The 15020-nt window shown below is 69.5% G+C and carries 14 protein-coding genes; all 14 read left to right on the forward strand.

Annotation, left to right across the window (positions count from 1 at the left end; genetic code table 11):
• Positions 1–4: 4 nt before the first annotated feature.
• A complete protein-coding gene (locus tag KY469_04125) occupies positions 5–1207 on the forward strand; it encodes a phosphoglycerate kinase (protein ID MBW3662266.1) in 1203 nt (400 codons plus the stop codon).
• Positions 1208–1341: 134 nt separating this feature from the next.
• Positions 1342–3048 (forward strand): ABC transporter substrate-binding protein, encoded by a 1707-nt coding sequence (locus tag KY469_04130; protein ID MBW3662267.1) that lies wholly within the window; start codon positions 1342–1344, stop codon positions 3046–3048.
• 128 nt (positions 3049–3176) lie between these two features.
• On the forward strand, positions 3177–4130 hold the full coding sequence (locus KY469_04135) for an ABC transporter permease (GenBank protein MBW3662268.1): 954 nt from the start codon (positions 3177–3179) through the stop codon (positions 4128–4130).
• Positions 4123–5160 carry an ABC transporter permease gene (locus tag KY469_04140; protein MBW3662269.1) on the forward strand — a complete coding sequence of 346 codons (1038 nt, stop codon included), beginning with the start codon at positions 4123–4125 and terminating at the stop codon, positions 5158–5160. Before KY469_04135 ends, KY469_04140 begins: the two co-directional genes overlap by 8 nt.
• On the forward strand, positions 5160–6197 hold the full coding sequence (locus KY469_04145) for an ABC transporter ATP-binding protein (protein ID MBW3662270.1): 1038 nt from the start codon (positions 5160–5162) through the stop codon (positions 6195–6197). The genes KY469_04140 and KY469_04145 overlap by 1 nt, the downstream gene beginning before the upstream one ends.
• A 1-nt stretch (position 6198) precedes the next feature.
• On the forward strand, positions 6199–7227 hold the full coding sequence (locus KY469_04150) for a dipeptide ABC transporter ATP-binding protein (protein ID MBW3662271.1): 1029 nt from the start codon (positions 6199–6201) through the stop codon (positions 7225–7227).
• A gap of 50 nt (positions 7228–7277) precedes the next feature.
• Positions 7278–8000 carry a hypothetical protein gene (locus tag KY469_04155; protein ID MBW3662272.1) on the forward strand — a complete coding sequence of 241 codons (723 nt, stop codon included), beginning with the start codon at positions 7278–7280 and terminating at the stop codon, positions 7998–8000.
• Between the two features lie 86 nt (positions 8001–8086).
• A complete protein-coding gene (locus KY469_04160) occupies positions 8087–10006 on the forward strand; it encodes a GMC family oxidoreductase N-terminal domain-containing protein (protein ID MBW3662273.1) in 1920 nt (639 codons plus the stop codon).
• A gap of 67 nt (positions 10007–10073) precedes the next feature.
• On the forward strand, positions 10074–10847 hold the full coding sequence (gene tpiA, locus KY469_04165; GenBank protein MBW3662274.1) for a triose-phosphate isomerase: 774 nt from the start codon (positions 10074–10076) through the stop codon (positions 10845–10847).
• 68 nt (positions 10848–10915) lie between these two features.
• Positions 10916–11317, forward strand: a complete 402-nt coding sequence (locus KY469_04170; protein MBW3662275.1) for a BlaI/MecI/CopY family transcriptional regulator — start codon at positions 10916–10918, stop codon at positions 11315–11317.
• A gap of 18 nt (positions 11318–11335) precedes the next feature.
• Positions 11336–12694: a M56 family metallopeptidase gene (locus tag KY469_04175; protein ID MBW3662276.1), complete on the forward strand. Its 1359-nt coding sequence runs from the start codon at positions 11336–11338 to the stop codon at positions 12692–12694.
• Positions 12695–12757: 63 nt separating this feature from the next.
• A complete protein-coding gene (gene secG / locus KY469_04180) occupies positions 12758–12979 on the forward strand; it encodes a preprotein translocase subunit SecG (protein MBW3662277.1) in 222 nt (73 codons plus the stop codon).
• A 305-nt stretch (positions 12980–13284) separates the two neighbouring features.
• A complete protein-coding gene (locus tag KY469_04185) occupies positions 13285–14688 on the forward strand; it encodes a peptide ABC transporter substrate-binding protein (protein MBW3662278.1) in 1404 nt (467 codons plus the stop codon).
• 108 nt (positions 14689–14796) lie between these two features.
• A partial coding sequence (locus KY469_04190; protein MBW3662279.1) for a hypothetical protein occupies positions 14797–15020 on the forward strand: 224 nt, incomplete at its 3' end.

The following is a 15020-nucleotide window of genomic DNA, read 5'->3' on the forward strand; positions in this document are numbered from 1 at the left end:
CCGGGTGACCGTCCCCGCACTCGAGGGCGTGAGGCTCGTCGCGGACCTGGATGTCGACGGCGAGCGCGTCCTGCTGCGGGCCGACCTCAACGCTCCCTTGACCGACGGTGCGGTCGCGGACGACCTCCGGCTCACCGCAGCGTTGGACACGCTGCGACACCTGCTCGAGCGCGGTGCTCGGGTGGTGCTGTGCAGCCACCTGGGTCGGCCCGCCGGCGAGCCCGATCCCGCCCTGAGCTTGTCTCCCGTCGGTCGGCGCCTCGGCGAGCTTCTGGGGCAGCCGGTCCCGGTCGCGGCTGACGTCATCGGACCGGATGCGCGCGCCCGCGTCGACGCGCTCGGTGCCGGCGAGGTCGTGCTGCTCGAGAACCTCCGTTTCGAGCCGGGGGAGATGGCCAACGACGACGCCTTCGCCGACGCCCTCTCCGACCTCGTCGACCGGTACGTGGACGACGCCTTCGGGGCGTGCCACCGCGCCCACGCCTCGATCACCGGGGTCCCCGCGCGCGTCCCGGGGGCGGCCGGACTGCTGCTGCAGCGCGAGCTCGCGGTCCTCGGCCGACTCCTGCACGACCCGCCGCGCCCGTACGTCGCGGTGCTCGGTGGTGCCAAGGTCAGCGACAAGCTCGGCGTCCTGCGCAACCTGCTCACGAAGGTGGATGCCCTGGTCGTCGGCGGGGCGATGTGCTTCACGTTCCTGCGTGCGGAGGGTGCGGACGTGGGCGGCTCACGGGTGGAGGACGAGCAGGTCGAGACCGTGCGGGACCTGGTTGCCGACGCGCGCGCGGGGGGCGTGGAGGTGCACCTTCCGGCTGACGTCGTCGCGGCGACGGAGTTCGCCGCCGATGCGGATGCGGTCACCGTCCGGGTCGCGGACGGCATCCCCACCGATCGGATCGGCCTCGACATCGGCCCGGAGACCGCCAGTGGGTACCGCGAGGTGATCTCCGGTGCGGGGGCGGTGCTGTGGAACGGCCCGATGGGCGTGTTCGAGTGGGACCGCTTCGCAGCGGGGACGCGTGCGGTGGCCGAGGCCGTGGCTGGCTGCGCGGGCTTCACCGTCGTCGGTGGGGGTGACTCGGCTGCTGCGGTCCGGCGGTTGGGTCTCGACGGCGACGTCGGGCACGTGTCGACGGGCGGAGGCGCCGCGCTCGAGTTCCTCGAGGGCACCGACCTGCCGGGCGTGGCCGCGCTCCGCGCCCCCTGACCACCGTGTGTAGGCGTGCGTTCGGCGCATGCACTCGACGCGCACCGGGAGCGTCGTTGCAGTGGTGGGCGCGACCAACTACCGTCCTCCTATCGCTGTAGTACGTACAGCAGTCTCCAGGAGGAACACACCTGATGAAGCCTTCCCGCAGCTTCACTCGCGTCATCGCGGGTGCCGCCGCCGTGGCGCTCCTCGCCACGGCGTGTGGCGGCGATGACGACACCACCGACGAGCCCACCGATGGTGCGACCGCGGCACCCACCGACGGTGGCACCGCGACCGACGGAGAGGTGCCCACCGAGCTCTCCGGTGTGACGGTCGTGGACGACCGGACGCTCGAGGTCGCTCTGAAGTCGCCCGACCCCGCCTTCGTCCAGCAGCTGCAGTACCCCGGCTACTACGCGGTGCCGCAGGCGTTCTTCGACGACCCGGAGGGCTTCGACGAGCAGCCCATCGGCAACGGCCCGTTCATGCTCACCGAACCCTGGAACCACGACGTCGAGATCGTGACCGAGGCGTTCCCCGACTACCAGGGCTCCGACCCGCCCGACGCCCCGGGCATCATCTTCGCGATCTATCCCGACAGCGAGACGGCGTACACCGACCTGATCGCCGGCAACCTCGACGTCAGCGACGAGCTGCCAGCGCCGCAGGTCGCGGACGCGCAGGAGCGCTTCGGGGACCGCTTCGGCGAGTCGCCGGACACGTCCATCAACTACCTCGGTCTGCCCAGCTACGTCGATTGGCTCGCCGACAACCCGCAGATGCGTGCGGCGCTGTCGATGGCGATCGATCGCGCGGCCATCACCTCGACCGTCCTCGACGACACCCGTGATCCGGCCGCTGGGTTCATCGCGCCGGGTATCCCGGGCGCCCGCTCCGAGGACGCACCGTGTCCGAACTGGGCGTTCGACGCCGACGCTGCCGCGGCGGCGTTCGAGGAGGCCGGTGGCCTCGACGCCTTGCCCGAGACGCTCGAGATCTGGTTCAACACCGGGTCCGTCCACGAGCTGTGGACCGAGGCCGTCGCCAACCAGTGGAACCAGGTGCTCGGCATCCCGATCGAGCGCGTGGCGTTCCAGGGCCTGGAGTTCTCCGAGTACCTGCCGCTGTCGGACGAGCAGGGCTTCACCGGCCCGTTCCGTCTCGGCTGGGGCATGGACTACCCGCACCCCCAGAACTTCCTCGAGCCGCTGTTCCACAGCGCCAGCCACCCGCCGGCGGGGTCGAACACGACCTTCTACACCAACCCGGACTTCGACGCGAAGCTGGCTGAGGCGAACGAGACGGCGGCGTCCGAGGGTCTGGATGCGGCCATCCCGCTGTACCAGGAGGCCGAGGACATGCTGTGCAACGACATCACGGTGATCCCGATGTTCTACGGGCAGAACCAGTACGCGTGGAACGAGACGGTGGACAACGTGTTCGTCGATGCGTTCGGGGACATCAACTACACCGAGATCACGGCGGACGCGCCGTTCACGACGTTCATCGTCGAGCCTGAGCACCTGACGCCGATGCTGTCGAACGAGTCCGAGGGGATCGCGGTCCTCAAGGGTGTCTTCAAGGGCCTGGTCGACACCGACCCGCGCACGACGGAGACGTTCCTGCAGCACGCGGAGTCGATCGAGTCCGAGGACGGTGGCCAGACCTGGACCATCGTGCTCAAGGACGGCTGGACGTGGCACGACGGGACGGCGATCACCGCGCAGGACTACGCGAACGCGTGGAACTTCGCAGCGCTGGGTTCCAACGGTGCGCAGAACAACTCGTTCTTCTCGAACTGGCAGGGCTACGACGAGATGAACCCACCGTCGGCGACCGAGAGCCCGACGGGCTGACGGTGTACGACACCCAGGCTGACGTCGTCAGCCTGGGCTAGCCTCGGGGGCGGCCAGGGCGACCTGGCCGCCCCCGATCCACGTCCGCGGGCGCGCGCGAGGGAGCCGCGAGCGAAGGAGGAGCCCGGGTGGGCCGGTACATGATCCGCAGGCTCCTGCAGTTCATCCCGGTCTTCTTCGGCGCGACCCTCCTGATCTTCTTCCTCGTGTTCGCGATGCCGGGCGATCCCATCCGGGCGCTCGGCGGCGAGCGCTCGATGCCGGACTCCGTCCGGACCGCCCTGCGTGACGCGTACCACCTCGACGATCCCTTCTTCGTCCAGTACGGCAAGTACATGGGGGTCGTCCCCGACGACGAGACGGGGTTCTCGGGGATCGTCCAGGGCGACTTCGGGACCGACTTCCGGCGCCGTCCCGTCTGGGACATCATGAAGCAGCGCATCCCCAACACCATCCGGCTGGCGATCGGTGCGTTCATCTTCGAGGCCGTCCTCGGGCTCATCGCCGGGATCATGGCCGGCATCCGGAAGAACAGCTTCGTCGACAACCTCGTCCTCGTCTCGACGATCGTGGTGATCTCGATACCGATCTTCGTACTGGGCTTCATCGCCCAGCTGCTCGTCGGCGTCCAGTTCGACCTCCTTCCTGTCGCGGGGACCCGTCAGGGCTGGCAGAGCTTCGTGCTGCCCTCGATCGTCCTCGGGTCGGTCTCACTCGCCTACATCGCCCGGCTGACGCGGACGAGCCTGGTCGAGAACCTCCGCGCCGACTACGTCCGCACCGCGACCTCGAAGGGCCTCACGCGAGGCCGCGTGGTCGGCATCCACGCACTGCGCAACTCGCTCATCCCGGTCGTGACGTTCCTGGGCGTCGATCTGGGCAACCTCATGGGCGGGGCGATCATCACCGAGACCATCTTCAACATCCCTGGCGTGGGACGCGAGGTGTTCCAGGCGACGCTGCGACAGGAGGGCAGCGTCGTGGTCGGGATCGTGACCTTCCTGGTGATCGTGTACGTCGTCTCGAACCTGCTCGTGGACGTGCTCTACGCCGTCCTCGATCCTCGGATCCGGTATGACTGATCAGACCGACGAGCCGACGGGCGGTCCGACGCAGCAGGTGGACGACGCCCGCCCGGGCATGCCCGACGCCCCGACGCTGCCGTCCGAGGAGGTCGCGCGCGAGGCGGATCCCGCAGCCCCACCCGAGGGTGAGGTCCAGCGCGAGGGCAGCCTGTGGGGGGACGCGTGGCGCGATCTGAAGCGCAACCCCCTGTTCATCGTGTCTGCCGTGATCATGGTGATCTTCCTGCTCATGGCCTACTTCCCGACCCTGTTCACGTGGTTCTACCCCGGTGACACCAACCCGCGGAACTGCCTGCTCTCGCGCTCGCTCCAGCGCCCCGATGCGACCCACTGGTTCGGCTTCGACCTCCAGGGCTGCGATTACTACGCCCGCACCGTCTACGGAGCGAAGGTGTCCATGAGCATCGGTCTGCTGGTCACGGGGTTCGCGCTCCTGATCGCGGTCACGCTCGGCTCGATCGCGGGCTACTTCGGCGGCCTCGTCGACACTCTCATCGCGCGGATGACCGACATCTGGTTCGCGATCCCGGTGATCCTCGGTGGCATCGTGATCCTGTCGACCCTGCGGGACCGCACCATCCTCGGTATCAACCTGGGGCAGCGCGGCCTGATGCAGGTGAGCCTGGTGCTGGTCCTGCTGGGGTGGCCGACGATGCTGCGGCTGATGCGCTCGCAGGTGATCCAGACCAAGGAGGCCGACTACGTCGAGGCGGCGCGCGCCCTCGGAGCTCGCGATCTGCGCATCATCATCCGTCACATCCTGCCCAACGCCATCAGCCCGGTGATCGTGTACGCGACCATCACGATCGGCATCATCATCACCGCCGAGGCGGCGCTGTCCTTCCTGGGCGTGGGTCTGCAGCTGCCCGAGATCTCCTGGGGCCTGATGATCAACGGTGCCCAGAACCGCATCCTGCAGACCCCCCATCTGCTGTTCTTCCCGGCACTCTTCCTCAGTCTCACGGTGTTCAGCTTCATCCTGATGGGTGACGCGCTCCGTGACGCTCTCGACCCGAAGCTGCGCTGATGACGACACCGGTGGCCTCCCCCGCCCTGCTCGGTGGTCGTCCCGTCGATCCGGGCGCCCCGCTGCTCGAGGTCACCGACCTGCACGTCGAGTTCCGCCTGCAGGACGGCGTGGTCAACGCGGTGAACGGTCTGAGCTACCGGCTCGAGGCCGGCAGGACCCTCGCCATCCTGGGCGAGTCCGGATCCGGCAAGAGCGTGAGCGCGCAGGCGGTCATGGGCATCATCGACACCCCTCCCGGGCACGTCACCGGGGGGTCGGTGCGCTTCCGCGGCGTCGACCTGTTCGACCTACCCGAGTCGGAGCGTCGCGCGGTCCGCGGCAACCGCATCGCGATCATCTTCCAGGATGCGCTGTCGGCGCTGAACCCCGTCTTCACCGTGGGGTGGCAGATCGGCGAGCTGTTCCGACGCCACCGTGACCTGTCGAAGTCGCAAGCGCGCGAGAAGGCGATCGAGCTGATGGATCGCGTGCACATCCCGTCGGCACGCGAACGGGTTGACTCCTACCCCCACGAGTTCTCGGGTGGGATGCGCCAGCGGGTGATGATCGCGATGGGGCTGGCGCTCGATCCCGACGTGCTCATCGCGGACGAGCCCACGACCGCACTCGACGTCACGGTCCAGGCCCAGATCATGGAACTGCTCGCGGAGCTGCAACAGGACACGGGCATGGGCCTGATCCTGATCACCCACGACCTGGGGGTGGTCGCGGAGGTCGCCGACGAGGTGGTGGTGATGTACGCCGGCCGACACGTGGAGACCGGCGAGATCCACGCGGTCTACGGCAAGCCCGCCCACCCGTACACGCTCGGCCTCATGAACTCCATCCCGCGGACGGATCGCAAGGGCTACGCGCTCGAGCCGATCGAGGGATCACCTCCCGACCTGATGCACATCCCGCGCGGCTGCCCCTTCCACCCGCGCTGCCCGTTCGTGCGCCAGCACTGCATCGACGAGGAGCCACCCCTGTACGAGGTGGCCGGCACCGAGCGCCGCAGCGCTTGCCACTACTGGCAGGAGGTCATCGGTGTCTGATCTGGGGACCAGCACGTGGACCGAGGCTCAGCCGCTCCTGCAGGTCGTCGACCTGGTCAAGTACTTCCCGATCCGGAAGGGGATCCTGCTGAAGCGTCAGGTCGGCGAGGTCAAGGCCGTCGACGGGGTGTCGTTCGACCTGTTCAAAGGCGAGACGCTCGGGCTGGTGGGCGAGTCGGGGTGTGGCAAGTCCACGGTGGCGCGGACGCTGCTGCGGCTGCACGAACCGACCTCGGGCTCGGCCTTCTACCGCGGGAGCGACGTGTTCACGCTCGATGCGGGGGCACTCCGGGCGCTCCGTCGTGAGATCCAGATCATCTTCCAGGATCCCTACTCGTCGTTGAACCCCCGCATGACCGTCGGCGACATCATCTCGGAGGCGTGGCGGATCCACCGCGGGGTGGTCCCGAAGAGCGAGTGGCGCAAGCGCACCCACGAGCTCCTCGAGCGCGTCGGTCTCAACCCCGACCACATCAACCGCTACCCGCACCAGTTCTCGGGCGGCCAGCGTCAACGCATCGGGGTCGCTCGGGCCCTGGCGCTCGAACCCTCCGTGATCATCTGCGACGAGCCCGTCTCGGCCCTCGACGTGTCGGTGCAGGCGCAGGTCGTGAACCTGCTCGAGGAGATCCAGGCCGATTTCGGGCTGTCCTTCATCTTCATCGCCCACGACCTGTCGGTGGTGCGGCACATCTCGGACCGGGTGGCGGTGATGTACCTCGGCAAGCTCGTCGAGGTTGGGACCGAGGCGGAGATCTACGAGGGTCCCACCATGCCCTACACCCAGGCGCTGCTGTCGGCGGTCCCGATCCCCGACCCGTCTATCGAGGAACGCAAGGATCGCATCATCCTCGAGGGGGACCTGCCCAGTCCCGCCGACCCTCCCTCCGGCTGCAACTTCCGGACCCGCTGCTGGAAGGCGGACGACCTCTGCGCACGCGAGGAGCCCGAACTCATCGACCGCTTCAACCACGGACACCCCAGTGCCTGCCACTACGCGGAGGTCCGCAAGGTCGTCCCGGTCGACTGACGTCGCGGTCGTGGCGCTAGGGTGCGGTGTCGGGCCACGAGGGGAGCGACGTGGGGTCACACGCGCGCGATCTGTCGCGTCGGGCGTTCATCCGGCGGGTCAGCGGCACCTTCGCGGCTGCCGGTGTCGTCGCCACCGCCCCGGACCTGCTGCGTTGGGGTGCGCGGTCCGATGCCGCGGCTCAGACGCCCGACATCGTGCTCGACACGTTCCGGGGGTTCGCCGCGATGGTGTTCCCCGGCGACGATGACTACTCCGTCGCGCAGCAGGAGGCCACCGACGGGCCAGGCGCTGTCGCCGCCGGTGCCGCCGAGGCGATCATCGCGGGCCTCGACTTCTTCGTTCCCGCCCCGGATCAGCCGGTCCCCAACGACGAGACCCTGGCGCTGTCCCAGCTTGCCGCAGGAGGGATGAACTCCGTGGCGCTGACGGTCAACCCCGCCGCGGCCGGTGGCGCCTTCCCGTCGCCGTTCGCCCGCCTGAGTTTCGACGAGAAGATCGAGACCTGGCGCGTCCTCGAGGAGGACACCCGCCAGGCCACCGTGACCGATGACCTCGCTTCCGTGCAGCTCCTGTACGGCCTGCTGCCGGGGTTCGTGCAGTTCTTCGCCTTCACGGAGCTGAGCGCCTGGGACCCGCAGGCGCGGGCCCTGACGGGACGGCCGGTCGGGTGGGAGCACGCCGGGTACCAGCCGGGGCGCACCGTTCCGGTCGAGGGCTGGGACGAGTTCAAGGGTTACTGGGCCGATCGCCGCGCTGCCGATCCGACGTGACCTGACCTGAGCACCGTGCTCAAGTAGGCCGGAGGCCGATAGCACACCAAGGAGGAGGAGGAGGAGGAGACGATGTGGCTCGCGATGTGATCGTCATCGGCTGCGGCGGCGGGGGACCGGTCGTCGCCAAGGAGCTGGCCGCCCGGGGTCTCGACGTGCTCGTCCTCGAAGCGGGTCCGAGGCACGCCGATCCCGAGGACGAGTGGACGCACTTCGAGAACGACGCCAACAACATCCTCACCGGGTTCTTCCGGTGGGGACCCACCGACCGCAGCAAGCCCGCTTGGTTCCGCGAGACCCCCCAGAACTCGGTCGTGTGGCAGCTGTCGGGCGTCGGCGGCACGACCCAGCACTACTACGGCAACTCGCCCCGAGCGATGCCCGGCGCTTTCGTGGGCTACAGCGGCGCCGATGCCGCCGCCTACGACACCGCCCATCCGTTCCCCTTCACGTACGAGGAACTGGTGCCGTACTACGAGTGGGTCGAAGCAACGCTGCCGGTCCAGACCGCGGCGATGGGTACCAAGGAGGAGCTGTTCCTGACCGGTGCCGAGGCGATGGGCCTGCCCTACAACGCCTCGAAGAACGTGACCCGCGACAGCTTCCGGCCCCAGGAGAACGCGATCCTGCAGCCCGGCGGCAACGCGGGGCTCAGCACCGACGCGGGGGCGCTGGAGTACCCGGAGGCGACCGGTTGCACCTTCTGCGGCTACTGCTTCCAGGGCTGCTACCAGCCGATCAAGGCGCCCCGCAACCTCAAGGCGAAGCGCTCCACCGACAACAGCTACGTCCCGATGATGCTCACGGCTGACTGCTGGGCCCCGGAGGGACAGGCAGCGGAGCTGATCACGGACGCCTTCGTGACCCAGATAGCGACGGTCGACGAGGGCGGGGCGACGGTCGCCCGTGCGGTCACCTGGCGGGTGGGCGCGACCGGCGAGACCCAGACCGAGGAGGCCACGGTCATCGTCATGGCCGGCGGCTGCACCGAGAACCCCCGGCTGTGGCTCAACTCGGAGCTACCCAACCCCAACGACTGGGTGGGACGGGGCTACACCGACCACTACTTCGACTGGGTCATCGGGGAGTTCGACACCTACACGGGCTCGTCGAAGGGCGTCGGCTCGTCCGCCCGCGCCGACTTCCCCGGGCTCGGCGGACTCGAGAACGTGGGGCTCCCGCCCGCCCTCCAGGGGTTCAGCAACGGTTTCTCGGATGGCGGCTTCGCCGGCTACTACACCAACGGCTACACACCGCCGTCCGACGCTGACACGTTCGGGCGGCTCGCCGGCGTCCCGTTCGCGGAACTCACCTCGAGGATCGACCAGCTCCTGAACGTGCTGGTCATCACCGACGACGACGTGGAGGCGCAGAACCGGGTGACGTTGTCGAGCAGCTACGGTCCGGACGAGCACGGCCCCGTCCCCAAGGTGACGTTCCGACACCGCGAGCGTTCCCAGCGGACGCGCCAGAACCGCGCGACGCTGACCCAGAAGGCGGTCGATCTGCTCCGGGCGGCCGGGGCGGAACGGGTCCACCACATCAACTGGCCGCCGCTCATCCTGCACGTGCAGTCCACGATGCGGATGGGGCTGGACGAGGCGGATTCGGTGTTGACGCCCGATGGCGAGGCGCGCTTCGTGAAGCGGCTGTTCATCGCGGACAACTCCGCCCTCGCGAACGGCATCGGCGGACCGAACCCCACCATGACGATGCAGGCCGTCGCGACGCGCACGGCGGAGCGCATCTTCCGGATGTACTTCGACGGCGACGCCTGGGTCGGCAACGAGGCACCCGTCGCGAGCATCGACGACCACGTCACGCAGGCCGTCCTCGAGGGCCGTTGCGACGACCTCGAACCGTCCTCGCCGTCGCCTCCTCCCGTCGATCGTGCTCCGGCGCCGCTGCCGACGACGGGGAGCGGGTCCCTGCCACTTCTCGCCGGAGCCGCAGCACTTGCGGCACGCGAGGTCATCCGGCTCCGGACGCGGAACGAGCGCGACTGACCGGGCCCCGGACCGGGGCACTCGTGGTGAGCACTAGGCTCGGGGGTCCGCGCACCAGGAGGCACCTGTGGCCGATCGGCGGCCGATCATCGCCGGCAACTGGAAGATGCACAAGGACCACCTCGAGGCGATCCAACTGGTCCAGAAGCTGGCGTACCACCTCGACGAACGCGATTACGAGGGGCAGGACGTCGTGGTGTGCCCTCCGTTCCCGGCGCTGAGGTCGGTGCAGACCTTGATCGACTCCGACCACCTGCCGCTCTCGGTCGGGGCGCAGAACTGCCACTGGGAGGACGAGGGCGCCTACACGGGCGAGGTCTCCGCCGGGATGCTCGCCAGGCTCGACGTCGATCTCGTCATCTGTGGGCACTCCGAACGTCGGGCGTTGTTCGGCGAGACCGACGCGGTGGTCAACCGCAAGGTGAACGCCGTCCTGGGTCACGGGCTGGTGCCGATCCTGTGCGTTGGGGAGCGCCTCGAGCAGCGTCAGGCAGGTCAGGCCGCGGCCGTCGTCGTCGGACAACTCGAGGGCTCGCTGCACGGAGTCGAGATCGCCGCCCCGGAGGCGCTGGTCGTCGCGTACGAGCCGGTGTGGGCCATCGGGACGGGAGAGACCGCGACACCCGATGATGCCCAGGAGATGTGCGCGACGATCCGGACCTGGCTCGCCCAGCGCTACAGCGACGGTCTCGCGGCCGGGATCCGCGTGCAGTACGGGGGCAGCGTCAAGCCCGGCAACGTCCGCGAACTGATGGCGCAGCCCGACGTCGACGGGGCGTTGGTGGGGGGCGCCAGCCTCGATGCCGACGACTTCGCGCTGATCGTGGGACACCGGCGCTGAGGTCCTTCGAGGGCCAGGGGCGGCGCCCCGAGCTATAGTGGGGTGCCGTACGACGCGAGGTTCCCCCCGTGGCCAGACGGAACGATCCCCTCGAATCCCTGCTCGGCCCGCTCGAGACCGAGGTGATGGATGTCGTGTGGCGGCTCGGCGATGCCACCGTCCGCGACGTCCACGACGAGCTCGCGCGCAGCCGTGACATCGCCTACACGACCGTCATGACGACCATGACCCGGCTCGCAGCGAAGGGTTTCCTCCGACGCGACACCAGCGGCTTGGCACACCGGTACGGCCCGGCCGTGACCCGCGAGAGCTACGCACGCTCGACCGTGGCTCGGGTCTTCGGCTGGCTGGTTGACCGCTACCCCGAGCCCGCTGCCGCCTACCTCGCGGATGTCGTGGACGGCTTGGACGAGGTCACGATGGAGGAGCTCCGCTCCGCCGTCGAGCGTCGCCGCGAAGAGGAGCGCTGACCCCTGTTCAGCACCGACGTGCTGCTCAGCATCCCCACCGAATCGCTGGCCATCCGTGCCGTGATCGCGTCGGTGGTCGGTCTGCTGCTGGCCCGGTGCCTGCTGGCGGCGGGCCTGCGGATGCCGCGGACACGGACCATCGCCGTCCTGGTGCCGACCGCGGCACTGGTGACGATCGCCGTGATGTCGTGGGGCGAGGCGGCGCTGCCGTCGCTGATGCTCCCCGTCGAGGCGGTCAACGGCCTACCTATCCCCGTGGGGGACGGCTACCTGCGCGTCGGGCCATCAGGCTGGCCACTGCTCCTGGCGGCGTGGAGCATCGTCGCGACCATCGGCCTCGTGCGCCGCGCGTGGCGCATCGGCCGGACCCGACGGATCGCCGGTGAGGCGTTCGCCATCGCCACGACACCAGACGCTCGGGTCAAGAACACCGTCCGGCGTCTCGCTGCGGCGATGCGTGTACCGGTTCCGCCGGTGGCGGTGACCGAGGAGTGCGACGGCGGAGCTCGCGTCGTCGGTCTGCGACGCCCCCTGCTGTTGGTGGACCGGCGGTTGGTCGAGGGGCTCGATGACGAGGAACTCGAGGGGCTGCTGGCACACGAGCTGGCCCACGTGCGCCGGCGCGACAACCTCGTGTCAGTCCTGGTGGGTGCGGCCCGCGACCTGGCCTTCTTCGTCCCGGGCGGGCGCTGGGTGCTGCGACGCCTCCACGCCGAGCGTGAGCTCGCGGCGGATCAACTCGCCGTCGAGTTGACGGGTCGGCCAGGTGCGCTTGCCAGCGGGTTGCTCAAGGTGGTCGACCGGGGCGCGCCCGCTCCCGCGTGCGCGTCGTTCGCGCCGACCTCCCAGGTGACCACGGTCGAGCTCCGTGTGCGGCGGCTGATCGAACGCGAGGCCCCGGTGGGATGGGCGCGACGTTTGGCCGAGAACACGGCCGTCCTCGCCGCGCTGGGAGGCGCGGTGGTCGCCGCGATCGGCATCCCGGCCTCCATCGCTGGGAGCGCACCGGAGGGGCGCGACGCCCTAGCCGTCCTCTACACCCACGCGCGTCACGAGCCCGAGGTCGCTGCGGCGCCCGAGGCGACGGCCTTCCAGGTCTACCGTTCCAACGGTTTCCCCATGACTGAGCGCGGCGTCGGCAGAGACCGCTCGACACCCGATGACGGGCGGGACGTCAACCCCGCCGTGCTGCGAGCCGACGCCGCGTCGCGGGTCGGCTACTCCCCGTACCGCGAGCGCGGCTTGGGACTGCGGCCCCGCGCGCGCGTCGCGATGGAGTCCGACCTCGCAGGGCGCTGGCGTGCCACCCCGGTCGTACCGGCGCAGGACGGCGGGTTCGGCGTCTACTGGCTGTCACGGCTACCGCAGCCGGACTGACGCACGACCCACGCTGGTACCCTCTGCGTTCCATCTCCGACCAGTTCTGGGAGAAGCCGCGTGATCACCATCGCCGTCGTGGTCCTGCACCTCATATTCTCGAGTCTGCTAGTCCTCTTCATCCTGATGCACCGTGGCGCAGGCGGCGGCCTGAGCGACCTGTTCGGCGGCGGGATGGGGGGCGCGCAGGGCTCCGCGGTGGTCGAGCGCAACCTCGACCGGCTGACGGTCGCGTCAGGCACCGGCTTCCTGCTGACCAACCTGATCCTGGTCGCCCGGATCTGATCACGCGGCGTCACGACGACGGACGCTGGGGTGGTCGTTCCCTGTCCTCTGCGCTCCACGTACCCATCCTCGCGCTCCTCGCCGCGGTCCTGGGTGCCGCGTGCACGGTCGCACCTGCGGAGCCGGTCGGGGAGCCCACGGCGACCGGCACACGACCGGCCCCGATCGCGTCCCCGTCCGCCGAGAGCGGTCCGCGTGCGGGCGGCTCCCTCAAGTACCAACTCGTCGCCGAACCGGAGTTCATCGATCCCGGCTCGGTCCTCGAGAGCGAGGGACGGGCGGTCGTTGACGCCCTGTTCGACTCGTTGTTCCGGGCCAACGACGAGCTCGAGATCGTCCCTGCCGCGGCAGCGGACTGGACGGTCAACCGCGAGGGCACGCTCTACCGGTTCGTGATCCGTCGCAACGAACGTTTCCACGACGGTTCCCCGGTCGTCGCCGATGACTTCGTCCGGGCGTGGAACCGGATCGTGAACGGCACACCGGGGGAGCTCTCGCCCAACGCTCACCTCCTGCGCGAGGTTTTCGGCTACGAGGACTCGCGGTCGACCTCAACGCCCCTGACCGGGGTGCGTGCGGTCGATCGCCGGACGCTGGAGGTCGAGCTGAGCGCACCCAACTTCTCGCTCCCGGAGGTGCTGACCCACCCGAGCCTCGCGCCGGTCCCGGCCGACGTCGAGGACGGGCGGTTCCGAGCATCGCCGATCGGGAACGGTCCGTTCAAGATGGCGCAGCCGTGGGAGCACGGCCGGTTCATCCGCGTCGTGCGTAACGACGACTACGCCGGCTCGCGCCCGTGGCTCGACGAGGTCGTGTTCCAGATCTACGGCGACGAAGCCGACTCGGATGCCTACCGCGACTTCGAGGAGGGCCAGCTCCACTACGCGGTCGTCCCCCCGGACGAGCTCGAGCAAGCACGAGCCCTGCACGGCCGCTCACCGGACGGCTACAGCGGGCCGGGAGTCATCGACGGCGAGAACCTGATCCTGTACTACCTGGGGTTCAACGTCCAAGCGCCACCGTTCGACGACCCGGACGTGCGGCGTGCCCTGTCGATGGCGATCGACCGCACCACCATCGCGGAGGAGCTGCTCGACGGGACCCGCGTGCCCGCCGACCGTCTGGTGCCATCCGGCATCCCGGGCAGCACCCCGGACACGTGTCCGTACTGCGTGCACGATCCCGAGGCCGCGCGTGCGCTGCTCGAGGGACGCGAGCTCGAGCCCATCGCGCTCGCGTTCAACGCGCACCCCGCACAGGAGGCGATCGCGCGGGCCGTCCGTCAGGACATCGAGGAGAGCCTCGGGATCAAGGTGAACCTGTCACCGCGCGAGTTCGACGAGTACCTGCCGCAGCTTCGCGCGGGCGAGGTCGCTTTCTTCCGCCTCGGCTGGGAGGCCGAGTACCCCAGTGCGGACAACTACCTGGAGCCGCTGTTCGGATCGGCGAACGTGGGCGACACCAACGTCGTGCGGCTGGCGGATCCCGACATCGATCAGCTCATCGCCCAGGCCCGCGGCACGGCCGACGAGCAGCGCCGGCGGGAGTTGTACCTCGAGACGGAGCGGCGGGTTCTGGGACTCGCCCCGCTGGCACCGGTGATGTTCTACCGCCACAACCGCATCGTCGATGACGTCGTGCGGGACCTTCGCGTCCGCGCCGACGGGAGCGTCGATCTCACGCGCGTGTGGCTCGCAGACGGGGCGTAGCGGGTGACGGTCGGGGGGGCGGCTGGTTCTCGGTTCGCGGTCGCGGTGCTCGCTGTCCTCGCCCTCGGCGTCGCGTGTGCTCCCGCGCCACGGGAGCTCGACCCTGCCTTGCCCACGCCGAGCGCCGCACCCGACGCCACCCACGATCCCGCAGGCTCGGTTTCCGTGGCCTACCCCGAGGAGCCGGCGGCGTGGTACCCGGCGTTCTTCGACGATCCTGCCGCGGTGGATCTCGCCGTGCTCTGGGGAGTGCCGTTGTTCCACCTCGACGAGCACGGTCAGCTGCGCCCCGCCCTGGCACGGTCCTGGACGGAGGCCGACGATGCCGAGGG

The organism is Actinomycetota bacterium (assembly GCA_019347575.1).
Lineage (GTDB): Bacteria > Actinomycetota > Nitriliruptoria > Nitriliruptorales > Nitriliruptoraceae > JAHWKY01.

Excerpts from the sequence above, each read along its gene's own strand:
- KY469_04145 (MBW3662270.1), top strand. The coding sequence starts at position 5,160 with ATGACGACACCGGTGGCCTCCCCCGCCCTGCTCGGTGGTCGTCCCGTC.
- KY469_04140 (MBW3662269.1), top strand. The coding sequence starts at position 4,123 with ATGACTGATCAGACCGACGAGCCGACGGGCGGTCCGACGCAGCAGGTG.
- KY469_04130 (MBW3662267.1), top strand. The coding sequence starts at position 1,342 with ATGAAGCCTTCCCGCAGCTTCACTCGCGTCATCGCGGGTGCCGCCGCC.